Source organism: Corynebacterium vitaeruminis, assembly GCF_001054325.1.
Lineage (GTDB): Bacteria > Actinomycetota > Actinomycetes > Mycobacteriales > Mycobacteriaceae > Corynebacterium > Corynebacterium vitaeruminis_A.
The window spans coordinates 127,456-148,913 of sequence record NZ_JVVM01000006.1 but is presented as its reverse complement, the minus strand read 5'-3'; the positions used below and the strand labels follow the sequence as shown (position 1 = coordinate 148,913).

Here is a 21,458-nt window from a genome sequence, read left to right as displayed (position 1 = left end):
TCCATGTCGTCTACTCGCCCGCGAAAGCAGCCCGCAATAAGGCCAAATTTGAGGTATCCAAATTGCCCGAAATAAAACGTGCCGGGGGTGCCAACGCCTCCACATCAGCATGGGGAACACTTACATCCGGCATCGGATTCCACACCACCGTGCAACCGGCGGCTAGTGCAGAACGCACCCCCGTTGGGGAATCTTCGATGGCCAGGCACTCATCCGGTGCAAAGCCCGCCAGCTCTGCGCCGCGCAAGTATGGATCCGGTGCCGGCTTTCCGTTGGCTACCTCGTCGCTGCACACCGTGGCGGCGAAGTGCTGCTCCCCCATGGCATCAATGCACGGCTGTGCCACGTGCCGACGAGTATTGGTCACCAACACCACCGGGATGTCAGCATCTCGTGACTGTCCCAGAAGCTCTGGCACGCCCGGGCGCCACGCCACTCCATGTTCTAGAACCAGTTCTGTAAAGCGGTTTTCAACAAACTGGGATCCCGAGGAAAACAGCTCGTCGTCAAGCGTGCGTCCTGCATGATCGGCGCAGATCGACAGTGTGTCCCAGAGCGTGTTGCCCACGCATTGCATGCGCAACTCCGGAGTCAGTCGACGACCTACGAATTCCGAGAGGTCGTACGTGGCAATTTCCCACAGGGGTTCGGTGTTGATGAGGCTGCCGTCCATGTCCCACAAAATTGCTTTCACATCATGCGACTATGCCAGGCAAGGGAGAATTTAGCGATTATGTCAGCAAAACCGCCGGATTAAGGGATAGAGTTTTAGGAAGAAAAGTATATGGAGGTGCTGCATGGAAGCACCGTATGAACGTGTCCCCGCGCGAATGAAAGGCATCGACTCGCTATGACAACTTCCGAAGATTCGCTCGCACAGGCCATCGACAGTCCCGAGGCGTACTTCATCCCGTTGGGGACGGTCACCGAGGGTGAAGTCAGCTACGAGCGCTTCATGCCCACCAGCTTCACCTATGGGGCGTGGGGGCCGTTTCAGCACGGTGCGCCGCCGTCAGCGCTGCTGACGCGCATGTTGGAGCGTCGTCGTCTGGAAAGCGAGGGTATGCGTATTACTCGCATCGCCGTGGATCTGCTGTCAGCTGTGCCCTACACGGAGCTGCGTGCGCGGTCTTGGGTGTCTCGTCCGGGGCGGCAGATCGCCAAGGTTGAAGCTGAATTGCTTGCCGACGTCAAGGGTGCTTGGCGGCCAGTTGCTACCGCGTCCGCATGGATGATGGCCACCGCGAATACGCGGGATATTGAGCGTGCGTTCGACAAGCAGGTGCCCGGGCCTGCGGAAAGTAGCGCCGAGTACATCCCGCTTACCGACGACTGGGATGGCGGCTACATTGAATCGATTGAAGCCCGCGCTACTGCGACGGAGGACCCGGCGGGAACGAAGGTTCACTGGGTACGTGCGCCGCACCCGGTCGTGCTCGGTGAGGAACCGACTGCAGTGGAGCGGGTCATGCAGGTCGCCGATACCGCCAACGGCATCGGCGCCACGTTGAGCCCGCACCAGTGGGCGTTTATGAACACTGACTTAGTAGTTCACCTGCACCGGCTCCCGCAGCTTGACTCGACTGATGTACCGGACGCGTCGGGTGTGTCGGCGGCAGACGGCGGCTGGGTTGGCATCACCGCTCGCGGTTCCATTGGGCCCGATGGAATCGGTATGACCGCGGGTGAGCTCTACGATGCGCATGGCCCTATTGGTCGCAGCATGCAAACGTTGCTGGTGCGACCGCAGGGATAACATCGGAGGAGCCTAGCACTGAACATAAAGTGCCCACAGATACGGGAGTAGATAGCGGCCTAAAACCGCAGGTCAGGAGCCAAAAACAAATCACACATTAAAGTACTTGGCTTCCGGGTGGTACAACACGAACGCATCAGTGGACTGCTCTGGGTGTAGCTGGAGCTCCTCGGAGAGTTCCACGCCGATGCGCTCCGGCTGCAGCAAATCAATCATGCCCTTACGGAAGGTCAGATCCGGGCAGGAACCATAGCCGAAGGAGTAACGAGCACCGCGGTACTTCAGGTCAAAGAAGTCCTGGGTGTCGTCGGAGTCCTCCGCGCCAACACTCGTGCCGTCGGAGAATGCGAGCTCAGAGCGAATGCGCTGGTGCCAGTACTCGGCCAGCGCCTCGGTGAGCTGCACGCCGATACCGTGAACTTCCAGGTAGTCGCGGTATTCGTTCTTGGCGTAAATATCGTTGGCGAAGTCGGCGATGGGCTGACCCATGGTCACCAGCTGGAACGGCATAACGTCGGTTTGCCCCGTAGCGATGGCATCTTCGCGCGAGCGGATGAAGTCAGCAATACACAGGAAGCGACCGCGCTGCTGGCGCGGGAAGGTCCACGACACCACTGGCTCCGCTGTGGGGTCAGGCTGCTCCCCTTCTGCAGGCAGCGGTAGTACATGCACGGTATCACCCTCAGAAACTGCCGGGAAGTAGCCGTAGACCACAGCCGCATGCTGGAGAATGTTTTCCGCCCGCAGGCGCTGCAGCCATGCGCGGAAGCGTGGACGCCCGTCGGATTCGACCAGCTCCTCGTAGCTCGGACCCTCATTGCCACGGGTGCCACGCAGACCCCACTGTCCCATGAACAGGGCGCGTTCATCGAGAGTGGTCAGGTAGTCGTCGAGAGGCAGGCCCTTGACGATGCGTGTTCCCCAGAACGGCGGTGTTGCAACAGGGACATCGCTGGCGACGTCGGAACGCTCCGGCACCTCGGGGGCTTCGGCGGCAGCCTTGGCGGCGCGCTGCGCGGCGATGCGCTTGGAGCGCTCCCGGCGAGCTCGACGAGCTTCCTTCTTCTCGCGGGCGGCGATGGCTTCAGGCGAATTCTCGTCCGGACCCAGGCCCTTCTTTGCTGCCATCAGCTCGTCCATGATGCGCAGTCCCTCGAAGGCGTCCCTGCCGTAGTAGACATCACCGTGGTAGAGCTCGGACAGGTCGTCCTCGACGTAGCTGCGCGTGAGCGCGGCACCGCCGAGCAGCACCGGGAATCGGGCGGCGTCGCCGGCGGAGTTAATCTCCAGCAGGTTGTCCTTCATCACCACAGTGGACTTCACCAGCAGGCCGGACATGCCGATGGCATCGACGTCCAGTTCCTTGGCGGCAGACAGAATCGTGGCAATCGGCTGCTTAATGCCCAGGTTATGGACGGTGTAGCCGTTGTTGGAGAGAATAATCTCCACCAGGTTCTTACCGATGTCGTGGACATCGCCCTTTACCGTGGCCAGCACAATCGAGCCCTTGGATCCCGTGGCGTCCTCGGCATCCATGAAGCCCTCAAGGTAGCCCACCGCGGCCTTCATTGTCTCGGCCGACTGCAGCACGAATGGCAGCTGCATCTGGCCGGAACCGAAGAGGTCACCAACAGTCTGCATGCCGCGCAGCAGGTCCTCGTTGACAATCGCCAGCGGTTCCTTTTCCTTCATGCCCTCGTCGAGGTCGGCTTCGATACCGGTGCGCTCGCCGTCGATGATGCGCTGCGCCAGGCGGTCGAACAGCGGCATAGCGGCAAGCTTTTCAGCCCGGGCGTCCTTCGCGTCAGCGGCGGAGACTCCTTCGAAGAGCTCCATGAAGACCTGTAGTGGGTCGTACTCCCCGTCGGGGTGCCCCGCTTCACGACGGCGGTCGTACACCATATCGAGAGCGACTTCGCGCTGTTTGTCATCGATCTTGTTCATCGGCAAGATCTTGGAACTGTGGGCAATGGCGGAGTCCAAGCCGGCCTCGATGCACTCATTGAGGAACACCGAGTTGAGTACCTGGCGAGCCGCCGGGTTCAGACCGAAGGAAATGTTGGACAGGCCGAGCGTGGTGTGCACGTTCGGGTGGCGGCGCTTAAGTTCGCGGATGGCTTCGATAGTTTCGATGCCGTCACGGCGAGTTTCCTCCTGTCCCGTGGAAATCGGGAAAGTCAGACAGTCGACAATGATGTCCTGCTCGCGCAGACCCCACGTGCCGGTGATGTCGGCGATGAGACGCTCGGCAATCTCAACCTTCTTGTCCTTCGTACGCGCCTGACCTTCTTCGTCGATAGTCAAAGCGACCACGGCAGCACCGTGCTCGACAACCTGGCGCATAATGCGCTGGTAGCGCGAGTCCGGGCCATCGCCGTCTTCAAAGTTCACAGAGTTGACCGCGCAGCGACCACCTAGGTGCTCCAGTCCAGTTTTCAGTACTTCCGGTTCCGTGGAGTCCAGCATGACCGGCAACGTCACCGAGGTGGCGATTTGAGATGCCAGCGTTGCCATGTCATCGCGACCGTCGCGACCCACGTAGTCCACACACAGGTCAATCATGTGTGCGCCATCGGTGACCTGACCACGGGCGGTGTTAAGGCACTTCTCCCAATCGCCGGCCAGCATGGCCTCGCGGAACGCCTTAGAACCGTTGGCGTTGGTGCGCTCACCAATCATGGTGATGCCGGTCGTCTGCGTTAGCGGGGTTGCCGAGTACAGCGAGGCGACCTCATCGATTGGCTTTGCGTCCGGATCCGTCGATGGGCGCGCTGCCTGGACAGCAGGCCCCTGCTCGGCGTAGTCGCCAGCACCGGTAATAGCGTCGCGAACAGCGGAAACATGCTCCGGCGTGGTACCACAGCAGCCACCGACCATTGCCAGACCGAACTCTTCAACAAAGCCGCGCAGTGCAGTGGCCAGCTCCGGGGCGGTCAGGGGGTAGGTTGCCCCGTCCTTGCCCAGCACCGGCAGACCCGCATTCGGCATCACCGATACCGGGATGGAGGCGAAACTGGACAGGTAGCGCAGGTGCTCGCTCATCTCGTCCGGGCCCGTTGCACAGTTCAGGCCAATCATGTCGATACCCAGCGGCTGCAGTGCCGCCAGGGCTGCGCCAATCTCCGAGCCCATCAGCATGGTGCCTGTGGTCTCGACGGTCACATGGACGACGATTGGAATCTTCTTCTCAGCCTGTCGCATAGCGGCCTTGACGCCGTTGACCGCCGCCTTGACCTGCAGCAGGTCCTGACAGGTCTCAATCAAAAATGCATCCGCGCCACCGGAGATCATGCCGAGGCCGGCCTCCGTGTAAGCGTCGCGAAGCTGTGCGTACGGAGCGTGCCCCAAAGACGGCAGCTTCGTGCCCGGCCCCAGCGAGCCAAGGACAAAGCGTCGCATGCCCTCGCGTCCTGGCCCCATTTCGTCAGCGACCTTGCGGGCGATTGCGGTGCCCTTGTGCGCTAGCTCCTGGATGCGGTCTTCGATGTCGTAATCCGCGAGGTTCGGGAAGTTGCAGCCGAAGGTGTTGGTTTCTACCAGGTCGGCGCCGGCCTCGAAGTAACGCCGGTGAATCGTCTCGATGATGTCGGGGCGAGTGTCATTGAGAATCTCATTACAGCCCTCGTAACCGAGGAAGTCCGCGTCAACGTCGAGGTCAAAAGACTGCAGCTGCGTACCCATGGCACCATCGCCAATGAGTACATGGCTGTGCAGTGCGGTGAGGAACTCGGAAGAGTGGCGTTCAGTCATGAATAGACACCTTAGTCTACTTTCATAACCGAGCAATTAATTGGGTTGGGTTATTCCATCCCGAAGTAGCTTTCCGCCTTCACCGCAGGCAAGTCCAAACCGACAGCCTTCGTTGCGGAATTGATAATGGCGAGAATCTCGTCGAGCTCCTCATCAAAAATCGAGCCGCCGTGCGCATGCTCAATCTCCGACACCCGCTGCAGGCAGTTCTCTACCGCCTGCGTTGCGGCTTCGTCTCGCTTATCGACGGCCAGTGCCGCCGCCTGATCGATGCCAGCGGCGGCCTCTCGGAGGGCGTCCCCGACCTGGTCGGCTACTGATTCATCAAAAAGTGGCTCCCAGAACTCGCGTTCTTCGGGCTGCAGGTAGCTGCCGGTGGCAAACATGCGCAAATCGGCAACTAGTTTATCGATGTTGTCTTTCGTTACTTCGACTGCAGACATGTCTGAGTTGCTCATGGTCAAAGTTTAACGCCAAGCAGCGCGTCCAGCGCGGCGGCGACAAATTCGCCAGCGCCGACTGTGCCAGTTACTGTGCCAGCTTCTGCGGCCTCTTCTGCTCCGCCAGCTTTGGCCTCGTTGCTGTCAGTCGACGACCACTGTGCAGCCCAGGCATCAATAGCGTCCAGAGCAGCCGGCGTGTCCAGGTCATTGGCCAGGCTTGCGCGCACATCGGCAACTAGCGCTGCCGCTGCTGCCACAGCTTTCTCATCGGTGGCATTCTTGGTAGCGGCGCAGGCTGCACGCCACGTCTCGTGACGCGTCTGGGCAGCTTCCAGCACCTCGTCCGACCAATCGCGATCCGAGCGGTAGTGGCTGGCGAACACACCGATGCGAATGGCGCTCGGATCCACGCCTGCCGCGATCAGCTTGGAGACAAAGACGAGGTTGCCCAGCGACTTGGACATCTTTACGCCATCTAGCGCAATCATGCCCGCGTGGACGTAGTGGCTGGCCATACGTGTGCAACCAGTGGCTGCCTCAGCGTGGGCCGCCGAGAACTCATGGTGCGGAAACGCCAGGTCAGAGCCACCGCCCTGAATGTCGAAGCTCTTACCCAAGCGATTGGTAGCAATCGCCGAGCACTCAATATGCCAACCCGGACGGCCCGCACCAAAGGGGGCGTCCCAGCTTGGTTCTCCAGGGCGAGCAGCACGCCACACCAGCGCGTCTAGCGGATCCTCCTTGCCTGGACGATCCGGGTCGCCACCGCGCTCAGCAAAGAACTCCGCCATCTGCTCTGCCGAATAATTGGATTCGTAGCCAAAGTTCTCGGTGGCATTCTTGCGGAAGTACACATCCGGGTACTTGTCATCGGTGAGCTGGTAGGCCGAGCCGTTCTCTAGTAGCTTCTCGACCATTTCAACGACCTCATCGACGGACTCAATGGCGCCGATGTAGTCGCGCGGTGGAATCACCGACAGGTTTTCCATATCCGAGCGGAATAAATCAATCTGCGAGGTGCCCAGCTCGCGCCAGTCCACCCCATCGCGCTCCGCACGCTCGAACAGCGGGTCATCGACATCGGTGATGTTCTGCACGTAGTGCACCGAGTGTCCATTGTCCAGCAGCTGACGGTAAATCAGGTCAAAGGTGAGGTACGTTGCCGCGTGCCCCAGGTGTGTGGCGTCATAGGGCGTGATGCCACACACGTACATGGTTGCCTCCGGTCCCGCTTCCACCTGGGAGACCTTCTGATCAGCGGTGTCGTAGAGGCGTAGGGGTACCGATGTTGAGCTTCCGTCGTCAAGCGAGCGCGTCTTATCCTTAGCGCTGGCGCGGTTGAACACATCGAAGCGCGCATCGCCGAGACTGGAAACCTTTGGTTGGGGCCACGAATGCATTAACTACTCACTACCTCACTAAACAGCGTTGATCGTGCCGAAGCCGAGCAACACCATAACAATCAAACCGACCGGGATGCGGTACGCGGCGAACCAAGCGAAGGAATGGTTCGACACAAACTTCAGCAGCCATGCGATAGACGCATAACCGACGACGAAGGCAATCAGCGTACCGATGGCCAACTGTGCACCACTAGCTGCCTGTCCCGCCGCAGGGTCAAACGCATCAGGGAGCGAAAAAATTCCAGCGGCGAAAACGGCGGGGATGGCCAGCAGGAAGGAAAAACGCGTCGCGACCTCTCGGTCCAAGTGCAAGAACAGGCCGGCAGACACCGTACCGCCCGAGCGCGACACACCCGGAATCAGCGCCAGGCACTGCGCGAAACCCATGACGATGGCATCTCGCATGGTCAGCTCCTCATAATTGCGCTCACGACGTCCGAACTTCTCTGCGGCGATAAAGACAAAGGAAAACAGCACCAGCACAGTGGCGGTAATCCAGAGATTGCGCAGGTTATCGCGGATGAGATCCTTACCCAGCACGCCGATGATGGCAATCGGTAGCGTACCGACAATCACCATCCAGCCCATGCGGTAATTGAAACCGCGGGCTTCTTTATTGAACAGACCGGCAAACCAGCCAGTGAGGATCTGCCAGATGTCCTTGGCGAAGAAAACCAACACTGCCAACTCGGTGCCAAGCTGCACCACAGCGGTGAAGGAAGCACCGGCGTCCTGGCCCCACAGCAGCTCAGAGACAATCCGCAGGTGCCCCGAGGAACTCACCGGGAGAAATTCCGTCAGACCTTGCACTACGGACAGGATGATCGTCTGCGCCCAGGTCATACCGGTGCCGGCGGTATCGGCGGCAGTACCCGCTGAGGCGCTTAGTGTCGTCATGATAGTCACGGGTGTATAGGCTACTCGTCCGGTTTGCGTTGTGGCTATAGCGCGACCGCTACCGGGAACTTCTCCCGCGGAGCTTTCCCGCACTCGTGCTTACTCTTGAGTTCTCCCGTCACCGCACACGGGTGTCCTAAAGTAAAAATCGTGCAACAACGAATTCTGGGCAACAGCGGTTTACGCGTCTCCGCCTTGGGGCTGGGTACAGCCACCTGGGGTGCGGGTACTGGGCAAGACGAAGCCGGACGCATCCTGACGGACTTCCTCGACGCCGGTGGCAACCTCGTCGACGCTTCCCCACTCCATGGTGGCGATACCGTTGCCGACATGCTGGGTACTGTCATCGCGCGGCGCGGTGTTGCCGACGAATTGGTGCTCTCGGTCGCATCCGGGATACACCCCGAGCGACCCGTTGGCAGGCGCGTGGACTGCTCGCGTAAGACATTGCAAAAGGATCTCGACGATACACTCGGACGCCTCGGTGTCGAACACATTGATCTTTGGTCGCCCGGCTACTGGGACGGTCTAACGCCACCGGAAGAGGTCGCCGACACCCTGGAATGGGCTGTACGCACGGGAAAGGTCCGCTACGCCGGTGTGCGGGGATACAGCGGTTGGCAGGCAGCGGTGACTCATGCCGCAGCCGACCGCATCGGGCCGGTATTCGCGCAGCATGAGTACTCGCTGCTCCAACGCGGTCCTGAAGCTGAGCTGCTTCCTGCCTGCGAACACCTGGGGCTCGGCTTCATCGGCGGCGCCCCGCTCGCCCAAGGTGTGCTGACTGCCAAGTACCAGCACATCATTCCCGAGGACTCCCGCGCAGCCTCTGAACACGCCGACGCAGAGGTGCAGGACTACCTCGACACACGCGGCGTCACGGTCGCAGGCGCGCTTACCACCGCAGCCAAGGGCCTCGGAGTCAGCGCCGCCGTCGCAGCGATTTCCTGGGCTCGCGATCGGCCGGGCGTCACCTCGATTCTCGTCGGTGCCCGCGACCGCGCTCAGCTGCGCGAAAACCTCACTGCCGAACAACTCACCCTGCCACCACAAATTTGCAACGCGCTTGACGACGTCACGTTGTAATCGGCAACCACGTCCTTGTAAGGGGACACCCGATGTGAGAACTTCCCACGGCTGGAGGCGTCCGCAAAGTAATCCGACCGGGGTGGTAGTTTCTATAGCGTGAGTGAAAACAGTCGTCGACGTGTCATAACCTCCCTTCTAGCGGGGCTTTCCGCTAGCGCAGTGGTCCTGGCAGGATGCTCCTCCGATGTGGAAGGAGACATCGATGCCGGAATGGGCAACGCCACGCCAGTGCCGGCCGCTTCACCCGCTGCTCCCGATACGGCCATTGGGAAGGCCAAGAAAATTGATGAGGGCATCACTGACGCTGTGCTGGTCGGTGATCGAGTCGTCCTGAAGGCCGGGGACAAAATCTTCGCAGGACCGCTGAATAACCCCATCGAGCGTTCAATGAAACTGGACGCCAAGTGCGGCGAACTCGCGCCGGGCGGCCCCACTGCTCTCCTGCCATGTGAGGACGGCATCCACGTCGTTACTGATCAGGCCACGGAAGCGGCCGTCGTTGGTCGTGGAACCAACTATTCCGCCGCAGTTGGATTGGAAGGCGGTCGCATCATCGGTGCTCATGCGGATAGCAATGTCATCGATGTATTCGGCGCTGACGGTGAGTTAGCCAGTGACTTCAAGGCCGCGAACAACGGCTCGCAGCTCGTTGAGATTCCGGATGCGGACAGTGACGCTGACGTCAAGCTTTTGGAAGTTAACCGTCCAGAGACCTCGGTGCATGAGCTCAAACTCGAGGAATCCCGCGCTGGTTCTGCGCTGCGTGCGGGTATTGGTGTCGGCAAGGTGGCTGCTGGCGACCACGCCATTGCTGCAGCTGACACAAAGGGCAACCAGCTACTGATTTACACGGCAACCGACATCATCCGACTTCACCAAGCAGCACCAACTTCGGAGGCGCCGTGGGCGGTAACGATTGATGACGCCCGCGGAATTGTGTGGGTAACTTCGACGAAGATGAACAAGCTGACCGGTTACGACATCAGCTCGGGAACCCCAGTCAAGGTCGCGGAAATCAATACGGTTGCAGATCCACAGTCGGTTGTTGCCACCGAGGATGGACAGATTGGCGTCTTCTCGGCAACCGGTGACGGTGCCCAGATTTTTGACGCGGCGGACGTCGATAAGGCAATTGCGGATTTCAAGCAGGACGCAGAGAAAATTCGTAAGGAGATGTCGGTTCGGGAGCCAGCCGATAAGCTACCGACAGGTGCAGGTGACACCAAGGGAGCAGACGGCTCTGAGGGAGAGACTAAGTAAATGCCTTCGAAACTTCGCGCCAAGTCCTATCAGCTCGCGCTAAAGGCAATGTTCCGGGTTCCGCCGGAGCAGATACACGAAGCCATTTCGAAGACTCTGAAGGGCCTGCAGAAGTCCGACAGTCTGCAGCGGGCGGTGAGCAAGCTGCTCGTTGTTGACGACGCCGTGCTGCGGCAGACCGTGTTCGGTGTGGACTTTCCGCGTCCGCTGGGGCTTGCTGCGGGCTTCGATAAGGCCGCTACTGCCCCAGATTGCTGGGGTCCAATTGGTTTCGGTTACGCGGAGCTGGGCACTGTGACTGCCAAGCCGCAGCCGGGCAATGATCGCCCGCGCCTGTTCCGCCTGAAGGAAGACCGCGCCATTTTGAACCGCATGGGCTTCAACAACCCCGGTGCAGCTGCTGTCGCAGAAAACCTGCGGTCGCGTCGCAGTGACGACGTCATTGGCATCAATATTGGCAAGACCAAGGTGACACCGCTGGAAAAGGCTGTCGATGACTATCGCGAGTCGGCCAGACAGCTCGGCGGGTTGGCGGACTACGTCGTTGTCAATGTCTCATCGCCGAACACGCCGGGTCTGCGGGACCTGCAAGCCGTGGAGTCCCTGCGACCGATTCTCTCGGCGGTGACTGAGGAAACCGACTCGCCGGTGCTGGTCAAGATTGCGCCGGATCTCTCCGACGAAGATGTCATCGCAGTAGCTGACCTGGCCGTCGGCCTGGGGCTGGCGGGCATTGTGGCTACCAACACCACTATCTCGCGTGAGGGGCTGCGCACGCCCGCAGAAGAGGTCGCGGAGATGGGTGCCGGCGGAGTCTCGGGTGCTCCTGTAGCAGCTCGCTCTCTGGAGGTGCTGAAGCTGTTGCACGAGCGCGTCGGAGACAAACTAGTGCTCATCAGTGTTGGCGGCATCGAGACAGCTGAGCAGGCGTGGGAGCGCATTGCTAATGGTGCTTCTCTGCTGCAGGGCTACACGCCGTTGATTTATGGCGGCCCGGACTGGATCCGTGACATTCACCAGGGGTTGGCCCGGCAGATTCGTGCTCAGGGCTTCTATTCTATTTCGGAGGCCGTGGGCTGTGGTCTGCCGTGGCGTGGCTAATTGCTGAGGGTGGTTGAGGCTTCATAGCCTCAATAAATACGAGACCCCGGGTCCTGCTGCCATGAAGAAGGCGCGGGGCCCGGGGCTATCTGTATGTTTGCGAGGCCGGTCGTCGAGTTGCCCGTTTGGGCGTCGCGCTGGGTGTCGCGCGCTCGAGCGTCGGTCAAGACAGTCACGCTAGTAAGCGCAACTGTTACCGCCTACTCCCCTACGTTCTCCCACCACGGAGTGATGATGGCGCGCGCAATCGAGTGGAAGTACAGGTTAAAGCCCAGCACGGTCGGCGTTGCATCTTCCGGAACATCAAGCTTCTCGATGTCGACCGCGTGCACAGCGTACATGTAACGGTGAGGGGCGTGCTGCGCCGGTGGATTAGCCCCGTAGTGGCCACGCATGCCAGAGTCGCCGACAAGCTGAATAGCGCCCTCAGGCAGCTTGGAGCCATCCTCAGAGCCAGCTCCCTGCACCAGACCCTTTTCGGTCGCTGGGATATTGAAAACTGCCCAGTGCCAGAATCCCGAAGCGGTCGGAGCGTCCGGGTCGAAGCATGTCACGGCGATGGACTTAGTGCCCTCCGGCAGGTTGGACCAGTCCAGCTGCGGAGAAACATTCGACGGAGCGCGGAATTCATCCGCAATCTTCTCGCCGTCCTTGATATCTGGCGAGGACAGCTCGAAGGTAGGCAGATCCTTCAGCGGTGCGTAGGGATCTGGACCCGGGAAAACCGGAGCATTTGCGGTGTCGTTGGCGGTGTCATTTGGGGTGGTATTGGAATTCGTAGTCATAACTACCAGTGTGCCTACTTTATGAGCGCGCTGCAGAGACTTCTCCAGACTTCTCCTGTTTATCGTCAGATGTGAGGCAGACATTCGAAGCACGGGGTGGGTTAACAACGATGGTGTAATTACACTCGGGATTCTCTTGGTTGTTCTCCTGATAATTCCCCGTTGACCTGCCAATTTGTGTTTCATTATGAAGTCGGGATACAGTATCACAGGTCAGCACGAAAGTGCTTCCTACCCGGTCCGGGTGGCGGAATGGCAGACGCGCTAGCTTGAGGTGCTAGTGCCCTATTAACGGGCGTGGGGGTTCAAGTCCCCCTCCGGACACAAGATACATCCCGAGAAACTGCAGCTAATGCAGACCTCGGGATTTTTGTATTATCCTGCCCTACCTCCCATCTGCCCTACTGCAGCGCAGAGGTCAGGCGGAATACAGAGTCCAGGTAACGCTGGTGGATGGGCCGGTCATTCCATTCCTCCTGTGTGAGCAGGAGAGATTTGTCGCGGTACTCGTCGGCAAGCGTGATTAGTTTGTCCACGATGGAACCTGCAGCGGAAAGAAGCGTTATCTCGTAGTTGAGGCCGAATGAGCGCATGTCCAGGTTGGAGGAGCCGAACATGGCCATGCGGTCGTCGATGACCATGAACTTGGAGTGCAGAACCGCAGGAGCGGGATAGCGGTAGATCTTCACGCCGGCGGTCAGCAGTGCCTGGTAGTAGGACTGCTGCGCGTGGCCGACCATGAACTGATCGGACTCTTCGTTGACATATAGCTGGACGTCGATGCCTCCATAGGCGGCGGAGGTCAGAGCCATGAGCATGGACTCGTCGGGAACGAAGTACGGGCTGACGGCGATAATCCGCTCGTGCGCTTGATAGATCATGTTGTTGAAGACGCGCAGGTTTGGCTCTGTGCTGAAGCCCGGACCCGACGGTAGCACCTGGACAACGTTGTAATTGCCCTCGACTTCGGTGTTATGGAGCGAATAATCCCTGGTGGCATCTGGAGTCTTGTAAAGTTCGCTGGTCCAGTCGACGGCGAAGATCGCGTCGAAAGCCAGGGCAATATCGCCCTCGAGCTCGATCCATGTATCCACCCAGCGACGGCCAATCTTATGGTTCTTTTTCTTCTGGTACTCGGGTTCAATAATGTTCAGCGAGCCCATGAATACGATGTCGCCGTCGATAACCACGAGTTTGCGGTGATTGCGCAGGTCCAGGCGGCGCCAGGTGAGCTTCAGCAAGCTCACGGGCAGCATCGGGTGCCAGGGGATTTTGGACTGGTTCAGGCGCTTTTTGAGCTTGTAGTAGCCGGGGTACTTCCATGAACCAATTGGATCGACCAGGACCTTGACCTCTAGTCCTCTATCGTGTGCGCGCTCGAGGGCTTGGATGAAAGGCTCGGTATTATCGTCCAGCGCAAAGATGTAGGACTGCACGTGAATAGATTTCTTGGCTGCATCGATGGTCTCAATCATGCGGTCGATGGATGCTTCAAATTCGGTGAGAAGTCCCTTTTCCGAGCTGACAATCGCAGGCATTCCCGTGAGCTGACGCGAGAGCTTGAACACGTTGACAACGTCATCTTCTATCTCGGCATCGTCCGGCACGTCAGGTAGGTGCGCTGTACGTTCCGCAATGAGATCCTGCGCCAGCGCCTGCACCTCGTGTCTTCGGCCTGTAATCTGCTGCGAGCCCAGGAAGAGGAATAGTGGTAGACCGACGAATGGAATCAGCAGAATCAGCAGCAGCCATGCCGTCGAAGCCGAGGGGCTTCGGTTTTCTGGCACCCAACCGATTGCGATGAACTTAATCGTGTAGTCGAGTGCGAAAAATAGTACTTGCCACCACGTTAAGTCCTCCACCAGCCACGGGAAGGTGCTTATCAACCAATCCATGCAGATGATATTACTGAAGGAATTTTCAGCATCTTTGGTCGCTGTCTTTTAGGTGGACTCTCCCCTCTTTGCGCCAGCTTATTGTGACATCTGAAATTGAATACTGGCGTCAATACGTAGTAAAGTTCATCCTATTGAACATAGTAAATGTTTGGCATGTCGACTTTGAAAGGACTAACCCCTCCAAATGACTGAGAAGGCTCCAACGAGCACCGAGCTCGACGTTGCCACTGGCGTATTGAAGTTGATGGCCGACAAGACTCGTCTCTCCATCCTGTCTCTCCTCCGTGACGGAGAGATGACCGTCACCGCCATCGCTAGTGCGCTCGATCGCCCCATCCCCGCGATTTCTCAGCACCTGGCGAAGTTGCGCATGGCCAATATGGTGCAAACCCGCAAAGAGGGTACGTCTAGCTTCTATTCTCAGCCCGACGAACACCTCACCAACCTCGTGGTCAACGCCCTCCATTTCGCGGAACACACGCTCTACAGCGATCCGCCCCATCACCGCGGTCAGTAGGCGCATACGCGCTTGCATTCGCTTGACGACGAAAACCCCGCGACCTAACCGGATAGACAACGGTAGGTAATCGCGGGGTTGTTTGTCTTCGGCGCTGCCACTTTCTTACCAGCGCGGCTAGGATTTGGCTCCGTTGGTGGAAGCTACGTTATTCAGAACTTAGTTGCCGAGCCCGGCGCTCGGTGCTCTTCCCTTGTCGAATGCCTCCATAATGCGCTGAGCGGCGAGCGTTGGCGTGAGCTGCCCTGAGCGGAGTTGCTTTTCCACCAGTGTGCTCTCTGTTTGCACAGCCTCGTTGGTGTTGAGACGCTGCAAGAGCGTCTCGTGCACCATGGACCACATCCACTTAATCTGCTGGTTAGCGCGATTTTCATCGAAGAGATGATTCTCGTGCATAGCCTCGACATGGTCTTCGATGGCTTGCCAGAACTCGTTGATTCCGTCGTCCTCCAGTGCCGACATAGTCAGCACCGGTGGAGTCCAAACTTGATCTGAGGAACGAACCATCTTCATGGCCGTCATCAGGTCGCGTGCAGCGCGCTTTGCCGGGCGCAGGTTCTTGCCGTCAGCCTTGTTAATAGAAATCACATCGGCCATTTCCAGCACGCCCTTCTTGATGCCCTGGAGTTGGTCACCGGCGCCGGCGAGTGCCAGAAACGCGAACGTATCCACCATCTGTGCCACTGCAACCTCGGACTGGCCGACGCCGACAGTCTCGACGATGACAATGTCGTAGCCAGCGGCCTCCAAGACGACCATGGCCTCGCGCGTCGCCTTGGCCACGCCACCGAGCGTGCCCGCAGAGGGTGACGGACGGATGAATGCTTCATCCGCGGCTGAGAGCCGGGACATACGTGTTTTGTCGCCCAGAATCGAACCACCGGACTTCGTCGATGATGGGTCGATGGCGAGCACCGCAACGCGGTGCCCTTCCTCAATCAGCTTCAGCCCGAGGGTTTCAATCGTGGTTGACTTACCGACACCGGGGACGCCGGTAAGCCCGACACGCATCGCCTTTCCGGAAAATGGCAGCAACTTCACCAGTAGTTCCTGAGCCAGCACCTTATGAGCCGGAGCAGTCGACTCCAACAGAGTGATTGCCCGAGCTAACTTAGTGCGGTTTCCAGCCCGCACACCCTCGAATAGGTCGTCAACATCGATCCGTCGTCGCGCACGACGGACAACTTCGGGGGCCACAGCTGTCTTGCCCTCAACGACCGTGCCAGCGGTAGTGACGAGGGTGCCCAGGTTTTCTTCAAGAAACTCGTTCATCGCTACTTCTCAATTCCGACAACGCGCTGAGCTGAACGCTCAGCTCAGCGCGTTGTGCGGTAGTTAATTAGGACTCTTCGTCAACGGCAATGTCGAGACCCAGCTCAGCAGAGAGCTTGGTCATCATGTCGATTGCCGAATCAGCGATGACAGTGCCCGGCGGGTAAATAGCCGCGGCACCGGCATCGTAGAGCTCCTGGAAGTCGCCCGGTGGGATAACGCCACCGACAACAATCATGATGTCCTCGCGACCCAGCTTTGCCAGTTCGTCGCGCAGAGCGGGAACAAGCGTCAGGTGGCCTGCTGCCAGTGAGGAAACGCCCACGACGTGGACGTCGGAGTCGACTGCCGACTTGGCGGCCTCTTCCGGGGTCTGGAACAACGGCCCCACGTCAACGTCCATGCCGAGGTCGGCGTAGGCGGACGCGATGACCTTCTGGCCACGGTCGTGACCGTCCTGGCCCATCTTGGCCAGGAAGATACGCGGACGGCGACCTTCCTGCTCTTCGAACTTATCGGCCATGGCGATGGCCTTGGAGACGTTGGACACGGCTCCCTCCTTGCCAACTTCGTCCTTGTAGACGCCGGAGAGGGTACGAATCTCGGCCTGGTGGCGGCCAAAGACCTCTTCCATGGCGTCGGAGATTTCACCGATGGAGGCCATGGCGCGTGCGCAGTCGACCGCGAGCTTCAGGAGATTCTTGTCCAGGTCCCCCGGCTCACCCGGGTTACGGCAAGCATCGGTCAGAGCGGCCAGTGCCTTCTGGACCTCTTCCTCGTCGCGCTCGGCACGCAGGCGAGCCAGCTTGTCAATCTGCTCTTGGCGTACGCGGGAGTTCTCAACCTTGAGAACCTCGATGGCCTCGTCCTCTTCGACCTGGTACTTATTCACACCGATGAGAGCCTGGCGACCCGAGTCAATACGAGCCTGGGTACGAGCTGCGGCCTCTTCAATGCGCAGCTTCGGAATGCCCTCGATGGTGGCCTGTGCCATACCGCCGGCCTCTTCGACCTCATCGATGTGCTGGCGTGCACGCTTGACCAGCTCGTTGGTCAGCCACTCGATGTAGTAGGAACCAGCCCACGGGTCTACCGGACGCGTGGTGTTGGACTCCTGCTGAAGCAGCAGCTGAGTGTTACGAGCAATACGGGCCGAGAAGTCAGTCGGCAGCGCCAGAGCCTCGTCCAGTGCGTTGGTGTGCAGCGACTGGGTGTGTCCCTGTGTTGCGGCCATGGCCTCAACGGCAGTACGCGCGACATTGTTGTAGACATCCTGGGCGGTCAGGGACCAACCGGAAGTCTGCGAGTGAGTACGCAGGGACTGCGACTTCGGGTTCTTCGGGCCGAACTTGCCAACAAGCTCAGACCAGAGAATTCGGCCTGCACGCAGCTTGGCAATCTCGGTGAAGGTGTTCATCGAGATGCCCCAGAAGAAGGACAGACGCGGAGCGAACTTATCAACTTCCAGGCCAGCGTCGATACCGGCCCGCAGGTACTCGATGCCGTCGGCAAGCGTGTAAGCGAGCTCCAGGTCGGCCGTCGCACCGGCTTCCTGAATGTGGTAGCCGGAAATCGAAATGGAGTTGAACTTCGGCATCTTTGCCGAGGTGTACTCGAAGATCGAGGAGATGATTCGCATCGAGGGCTTCGGCGGGTAGATGTACGTGTTACGAACCATGAACTCCTTGAGGATGTCGTTCTGGATCGTACCGCGCAGCTGCTCAGTTGAAACGCCCTGCTCTTCAGCGGTGACAATGTAGAAGGCCAGAATCGGCAGCACAGCGCCGTTCATGGTCATAGACACGGAGACGCCGCCCAGGTCGATGCCCTGGAAGAGCTCACGCATGTCGTAAATCGAGTCAATGGCCACGCCGGCCATACCGACGTCACCGGACACACGCGGGTTGTCTGAGTCGTAGCCGCGGTGGGTAGCCAGGTCGAAAGCGACCGAAAGACCCTTCTGACCGGCAGCGAGGTTGCGGCGGTAGAAAGCGTTGGACTCAGCTGCAGTGGAGAAACCAGCGTACTGGCGAATGGTCCACGGCTGGTTGGTGTACATGGTCGGGTACGGGCCACGCATGAACGGGGCGATACCCGGGAAGGAATCTACCGGGTGGCCCTCGGTAGCAGCGGCGTCGCGGTCGGCGCGATTATAGACGCGCTTGACATCGATGCCCTCAGGAATGGTCCACACTTCACCAGCTTCCGCGGCGGCTGCCTTATTGGTGGCAGCAGCGGCGTCGTCGGTGTTGCGGGAGATGTCAGCGAAATTTGGGATGGTGGTCATTACTTCCTTCACGCTCCCAGTTCGTTCAGCAGTCGGGACAGCTCCGCGACAGCATCGATGGTCATGTTCAGGTATCCGTCAGGGCGAGCGTCCTCGTCGGCATTGGCGAAACTCTTCTCAGAGCCAGCCACCAGGACTTCCTTTGCGCCAGCGGCGCGGGCGGCCTTGACAGCCTCCTGGCCGGAGGCCTCGTACTCGCTGTCAGCTGCGCACAGCACGACAATCGGAGAGGCCTTCACAGCTTCGTCGAAACCAGCCTCACCCGGCACAACCTGGCCGGGGTTGGCGACGACGATACCGCCGGAAGCCAGGAGGTTGGAGGTAAAACCAGTGCGGATGTTGTGCTTGGCCAGCGGACCCAGCGGCAGCATGCCAATGAGTGGACGGTTGCCCTTAGCGGCCAAGAAGTCATCGGAGCGGTTGCGCAGCGCCTCGAAGTCGCTTGCCCAACGGCGAATCGGGTCACCCTCCGGGCGAGCCTCAGGAGCTAGCGGGGCTTCAGCCAGGTTCGGGAACTCGTTGATAGCGGTGACCTTGGTGCGGCGGTGAGCAATGTCGGCGCGGCGTTTTTCCCAGGTAGCGTCCAGGGCAGCGCGGACATCGGCTTCCGCGGAGACGAAACCGCCAGCAGCCTCAGTGGCGGTGAAAATCTCCCATGCCTTGTCGGCCAATTCCTCAGTCAGGTCCTCCACGAAGTAGGAGCCACCTGCCGGGTCAGCGACGTAACCAAGGTGGGACTCTTCCAGCAGCAACAGGTTGGTGTTGCGCGCAATGCGAGCCTTGAAAGTCTTGGAGACGTTCGGCATTCCGCCGACAACTGCGTAGTCGAACGGCAAAACCTCAACCGAAGAAGCACCGCCGACGCCTGCGGCAAAGGAAGCGACGGTCACGCGCAGCATATTGACCCATGGATCGCGCTGGCTAAACATGACCGGTGCGGTCACGGCGTGCATCGGAGCACGGCCCGCCTCAGGAGCACCGACAACCTCTGCAACGCGGGCCCACAGAACGCGAGCAGCGCGGAATTTCGCAATAGTGTCGAACTGGTCGTCGGTGGCTGCAAAGCGGAAGGTAATCTGGCCGAGCGCTTCTTCAGCGCTCAAGCCCGCTTCGGTCAGCGCCCGCAGGTAAGCGACACCAACGGCAAGACTGTAACCAATCTCCTGGATGTTGTTTGCACCCAGGTTGGAGAAAACAACGCCGTCGACAAGCAGGGTGCGAACGTCGCCCGGCTGCTTAGCCGCCTTGATAGCCAACTGTGTGGCCTCGTCGAGCGATACATCGTCAATACCGGCGAAAGCAGAGGTGAGCGGAGCTGCGGAAAGCTCGACGGCGACGTTGTCTGGGTTAGCCGGATTTGCCTGCTCGATGTAGGACACCAGAGCTTCTGCAACCTGCGTGGTCTTCTTACCGCCGTGTACCGCAATCGGAGCCAGGTCGACGTAGACGTTATTGAGCAGAGCCGGTACATCAGCCGGTTCCAGGGAGCCGGTGAAGTCCAGGCGGATGTCGGTGGTGCCGTTTTCTAGGGCAGTCAGCAGAGACTCGTTGACGGCCTTCGGATCGAGGTCATCTTCACCCGGGTACTGGCGACCAAAGGTCTCGCGAACGCCCCAGCCATTTGTGTTGTCGGCAGTGACCTTTGCACCACGGACGAATGGAAACTGGCCCGGAGCTGGGCTTTCCGCATGCTCATCCGCGCGGGTGTAGAGCGGACGGACATCAACACCGTCGTAGGTGGTCTGAATCAGTCGTTTCCAAATATCGAGCGGTACATCTGCAACGTCTTGCTTGTGCACCCGCGCGAATACCTTGGCCACGCCCTGATACCAGGAATTCTGCAATTCCTCGAAGTTTGGTGGCAGCGTGGAAGGTGATTCGGGGGTCGTTCGGTCAGTCACGACAGACCTTCTCCCTTACATGTTCTAAGCAACGACCCAATCAATCCACTACCGAGTGGAATTCGACTGCGACAATTTCCGAATTCTCTGCGGCAGAAAGGGATTTAAAGGCGTTGGCTTCCTCCAATAGTCAATAAGAGCCACTAGTCAGACGCTAAGACCCACCCGAGTGTCCGTGCACTGAACTTTTCAGCTACTTGTGCAGTACCCTTACGTTCGGTTTTGTGCTGACGGGCACGTCAAGTGCTCGAGTCAAGGCATAGTGACCTTGAATCCCATCTTAGTGAAATAAAAGGCAAACGCCCTTAGCCACGACTCGCCCTCCCTGCAGAGCCTCCAATTCGCAGGTCACACGTCTCGCCACAATCCCCGGTAACCTCAAATGGGTGAACGTATCCGATGTGCGAATTACCCCTACAGTCAAAAAGGTCCTGCTGGCGTTAGCCGTAGGTGTGGGGGTTATCGTCACACTGTTCGTCGATGTGCCCACTGTCGCCACCATCCGCCAGTGGTCCATCGATGCCGGTGACTGGTTCCCGCTCCTCTACTTTCTCGCATACGTTGCACTGACACAGTTTCCCATCCCTCGCACTGTATTCACCTTGGCTTCCGGAATTCTCTTCGGGCCAGTGCTCGGTTTCCTGCTGGCAATTACCGCGACGACGGTGTCTGCCCTTCTATCTCTCTGTATAGTGCGGTTCCTGGGCCGCGACTGGTTCCGTACACACTTGACCAGCCGCCGTCTCATCAGCCTTGACCACCGGTTGGAGCAACGCGGCTGGCTCACTGTTCTCAGCCTGCGCATGATTGCTGGCGTACCGTTCTCGTTTCTCAACTACGCCTGTGGGCTGTCGTCGATACGCATTGTGCCCTACATCATCGCCACCGCTGTAGGTTCGGCGCCGAATACACTCGCCGTCGTTTTGCTTGGCGACGCTCTGTTGGCCGGTTTTGACGTGCGCTTTGCGGTGGCCACGGGAATTTTGCTCTTGCTTGGTGTACTGGGACTTATCGCGGACGCAAAGTTCCCCGTTGTGACGGCTTCTTCAAAACGTTAAATTCCAGCGAGCTGGCGTTGAGCAGTCAGTGAGTTCAACGA

The 21,458-nt window shown here is 59.3% G+C and carries 16 protein-coding genes and 1 tRNA gene; 7 read left to right on the top strand and 10 right to left on the bottom strand.

The window, feature by feature from the left end:
• Nucleotides 1-10: 10 nt before the first annotated feature.
• On the bottom strand, nt 11-694 hold the full coding sequence (locus tag ADA16_RS01840; protein ID WP_082150628.1) for an HAD family hydrolase: 684 nt from the start codon (nt 692-694) through the stop codon (nt 11-13).
• Nucleotides 695-850: 156 nt separating this feature from the next.
• Between ADA16_RS01840 and ADA16_RS01835 the strand changes: the two genes are divergently transcribed.
• Nucleotides 851-1,756 (top strand): thioesterase family protein, encoded by a 906-nt coding sequence (locus ADA16_RS01835; RefSeq protein WP_048758618.1) that lies wholly within the window; start codon nt 851-853, stop codon nt 1,754-1,756.
• Between the two features lie 90 nt (nt 1,757-1,846).
• Here the strand turns inward: ADA16_RS01835 and metH are convergent, their stop codons facing one another.
• The 4 genes from metH to ADA16_RS01815 are packed head-to-tail and all read right to left on the bottom strand — an operon-like array spanning nt 1,847 to nt 8,249.
• Complete coding sequence (gene metH / locus ADA16_RS01830; RefSeq protein WP_048758617.1) at nt 1,847-5,506, bottom strand: methionine synthase; 3,660 nt, start codon at nt 5,504-5,506, stop codon at nt 1,847-1,849.
• Nucleotides 5,507-5,556: 50 nt separating this feature from the next.
• Entirely contained in the window at nt 5,557-5,964 is a 408-nt protein-coding gene (locus ADA16_RS01825) for a hypothetical protein (protein WP_048758616.1), read from the bottom strand.
• Nucleotides 5,965-5,966: 2 nt separating this feature from the next.
• Nucleotides 5,967-7,349 (bottom strand): cysteine--1-D-myo-inosityl 2-amino-2-deoxy-alpha-D-glucopyranoside ligase, encoded by a 1,383-nt coding sequence (gene mshC, locus ADA16_RS01820; RefSeq protein ID WP_048758614.1) that lies wholly within the window; start codon nt 7,347-7,349, stop codon nt 5,967-5,969.
• A gap of 18 nt (nt 7,350-7,367) precedes the next feature.
• The gene (locus ADA16_RS01815; RefSeq protein ID WP_048758676.1) at nt 7,368-8,249 is read right to left on the bottom strand and encodes an undecaprenyl-diphosphate phosphatase; all 882 of its coding nucleotides are present in this window, start codon (nt 8,247-8,249) and stop codon (nt 7,368-7,370) included.
• A gap of 150 nt (nt 8,250-8,399) precedes the next feature.
• On the opposite strand from ADA16_RS01815, the gene ADA16_RS01810 reads away from it, so the two are divergent.
• The 3 genes from ADA16_RS01810 to ADA16_RS01800 all read left to right on the top strand — a co-directional run bounded on the left by ADA16_RS01810 (nt 8,400) and on the right by ADA16_RS01800 (nt 11,699).
• Complete coding sequence (locus tag ADA16_RS01810; RefSeq protein ID WP_048758612.1) at nt 8,400-9,335, top strand: aldo/keto reductase; 936 nt, start codon at nt 8,400-8,402, stop codon at nt 9,333-9,335.
• A gap of 99 nt (nt 9,336-9,434) precedes the next feature.
• The gene (locus tag ADA16_RS01805) at nt 9,435-10,598 is read left to right on the top strand and encodes a hypothetical protein (RefSeq protein ID WP_193387472.1); all 1,164 of its coding nucleotides are present in this window, start codon (nt 9,435-9,437) and stop codon (nt 10,596-10,598) included.
• Nucleotides 10,599-11,699, top strand: a complete 1,101-nt coding sequence (locus ADA16_RS01800; protein ID WP_048758610.1) for a quinone-dependent dihydroorotate dehydrogenase — start codon at nt 10,599-10,601, stop codon at nt 11,697-11,699.
• 200 nt (nt 11,700-11,899) lie between these two features.
• Here the strand turns inward: ADA16_RS01800 and ADA16_RS01795 are convergent, their stop codons facing one another.
• Nucleotides 11,900-12,484, bottom strand: coding sequence for a YbhB/YbcL family Raf kinase inhibitor-like protein (locus tag ADA16_RS01795; protein WP_048758609.1), 585 nt, complete (start codon nt 12,482-12,484; stop codon nt 11,900-11,902).
• Between the two features lie 238 nt (nt 12,485-12,722).
• Between ADA16_RS01795 and ADA16_RS01790 the strand changes: the two genes are divergently transcribed.
• A tRNA-Leu gene (locus ADA16_RS01790) sits at nt 12,723-12,808 on the top strand.
• A 77-nt stretch (nt 12,809-12,885) separates the two neighbouring features.
• Here ADA16_RS01790 and cls read toward each other — a convergent pair.
• Nucleotides 12,886-14,379, bottom strand: a complete 1,494-nt coding sequence (cls, locus tag ADA16_RS01785) for a cardiolipin synthase (RefSeq protein WP_048758608.1) — start codon at nt 14,377-14,379, stop codon at nt 12,886-12,888.
• A 187-nt stretch (nt 14,380-14,566) separates the two neighbouring features.
• On the opposite strand from cls, the gene ADA16_RS01780 reads away from it, so the two are divergent.
• On the top strand, nt 14,567-14,899 hold the full coding sequence (locus tag ADA16_RS01780; RefSeq protein WP_048758607.1) for an ArsR/SmtB family transcription factor: 333 nt from the start codon (nt 14,567-14,569) through the stop codon (nt 14,897-14,899).
• Between the two features lie 159 nt (nt 14,900-15,058).
• Here ADA16_RS01780 and meaB read toward each other — a convergent pair whose 3' ends face one another.
• From meaB to ADA16_RS01765, 3 genes are all read right to left on the bottom strand, one after another.
• Nucleotides 15,059-16,171, bottom strand: a complete 1,113-nt coding sequence (meaB, locus tag ADA16_RS01775; protein WP_048758606.1) for a methylmalonyl Co-A mutase-associated GTPase MeaB — start codon at nt 16,169-16,171, stop codon at nt 15,059-15,061.
• A 67-nt stretch (nt 16,172-16,238) separates the two neighbouring features.
• Complete coding sequence (gene scpA / locus ADA16_RS01770; protein ID WP_048758604.1) at nt 16,239-18,458, bottom strand: methylmalonyl-CoA mutase; 2,220 nt, start codon at nt 18,456-18,458, stop codon at nt 16,239-16,241.
• An 8-nt stretch (nt 18,459-18,466) separates the two neighbouring features.
• Nucleotides 18,467-20,359, bottom strand: coding sequence for a methylmalonyl-CoA mutase family protein (locus ADA16_RS01765; RefSeq protein WP_048758602.1), 1,893 nt, complete (start codon nt 20,357-20,359; stop codon nt 18,467-18,469).
• Between the two features lie 386 nt (nt 20,360-20,745).
• Here ADA16_RS01765 and ADA16_RS01760 point away from each other — a divergent pair, with 386 nt between their 5' ends.
• Nucleotides 20,746-21,417 carry a TVP38/TMEM64 family protein gene (locus ADA16_RS01760; RefSeq protein ID WP_053084284.1) on the top strand — a complete coding sequence of 224 codons (672 nt, stop codon included), beginning with the start codon at nt 20,746-20,748 and terminating at the stop codon, nt 21,415-21,417.
• Nucleotides 21,418-21,458 lie beyond the last annotated feature (41 nt).

Bases quoted from the DNA above. Each gene is read 5' to 3' on its own strand.
- meaB (WP_048758606.1), bottom strand. From the start codon at position 16,171: ATGAACGAGTTTCTTGAAGAAAACCTGGGCACCCTCGTCACTACCGCT.
- ADA16_RS01835 (WP_048758618.1), top strand. From the start codon at position 851: ATGACAACTTCCGAAGATTCGCTCGCACAGGCCATCGACAGTCCCGAG.
- ADA16_RS01800 (WP_048758610.1), top strand. From the start codon at position 10,599: ATGCCTTCGAAACTTCGCGCCAAGTCCTATCAGCTCGCGCTAAAGGCA.
- ADA16_RS01825 (WP_048758616.1), bottom strand. From the start codon at position 5,964: ATGAGCAACTCAGACATGTCTGCAGTCGAAGTAACGAAAGACAACATC.
- ADA16_RS01795 (WP_048758609.1), bottom strand. From the start codon at position 12,484: ATGACTACGAATTCCAATACCACCCCAAATGACACCGCCAACGACACC.
- mshC (WP_048758614.1), bottom strand. From the start codon at position 7,349: ATGCATTCGTGGCCCCAACCAAAGGTTTCCAGTCTCGGCGATGCGCGC.
- scpA (WP_048758604.1), bottom strand. From the start codon at position 18,458: ATGACCACCATCCCAAATTTCGCTGACATCTCCCGCAACACCGACGAC.
- metH (WP_048758617.1), bottom strand. From the start codon at position 5,506: ATGACTGAACGCCACTCTTCCGAGTTCCTCACCGCACTGCACAGCCAT.
- cls (WP_048758608.1), bottom strand. From the start codon at position 14,379: ATGGATTGGTTGATAAGCACCTTCCCGTGGCTGGTGGAGGACTTAACG.
- ADA16_RS01815 (WP_048758676.1), bottom strand. From the start codon at position 8,249: ATGACGACACTAAGCGCCTCAGCGGGTACTGCCGCCGATACCGCCGGC.
- ADA16_RS01780 (WP_048758607.1), top strand. From the start codon at position 14,567: ATGACTGAGAAGGCTCCAACGAGCACCGAGCTCGACGTTGCCACTGGC.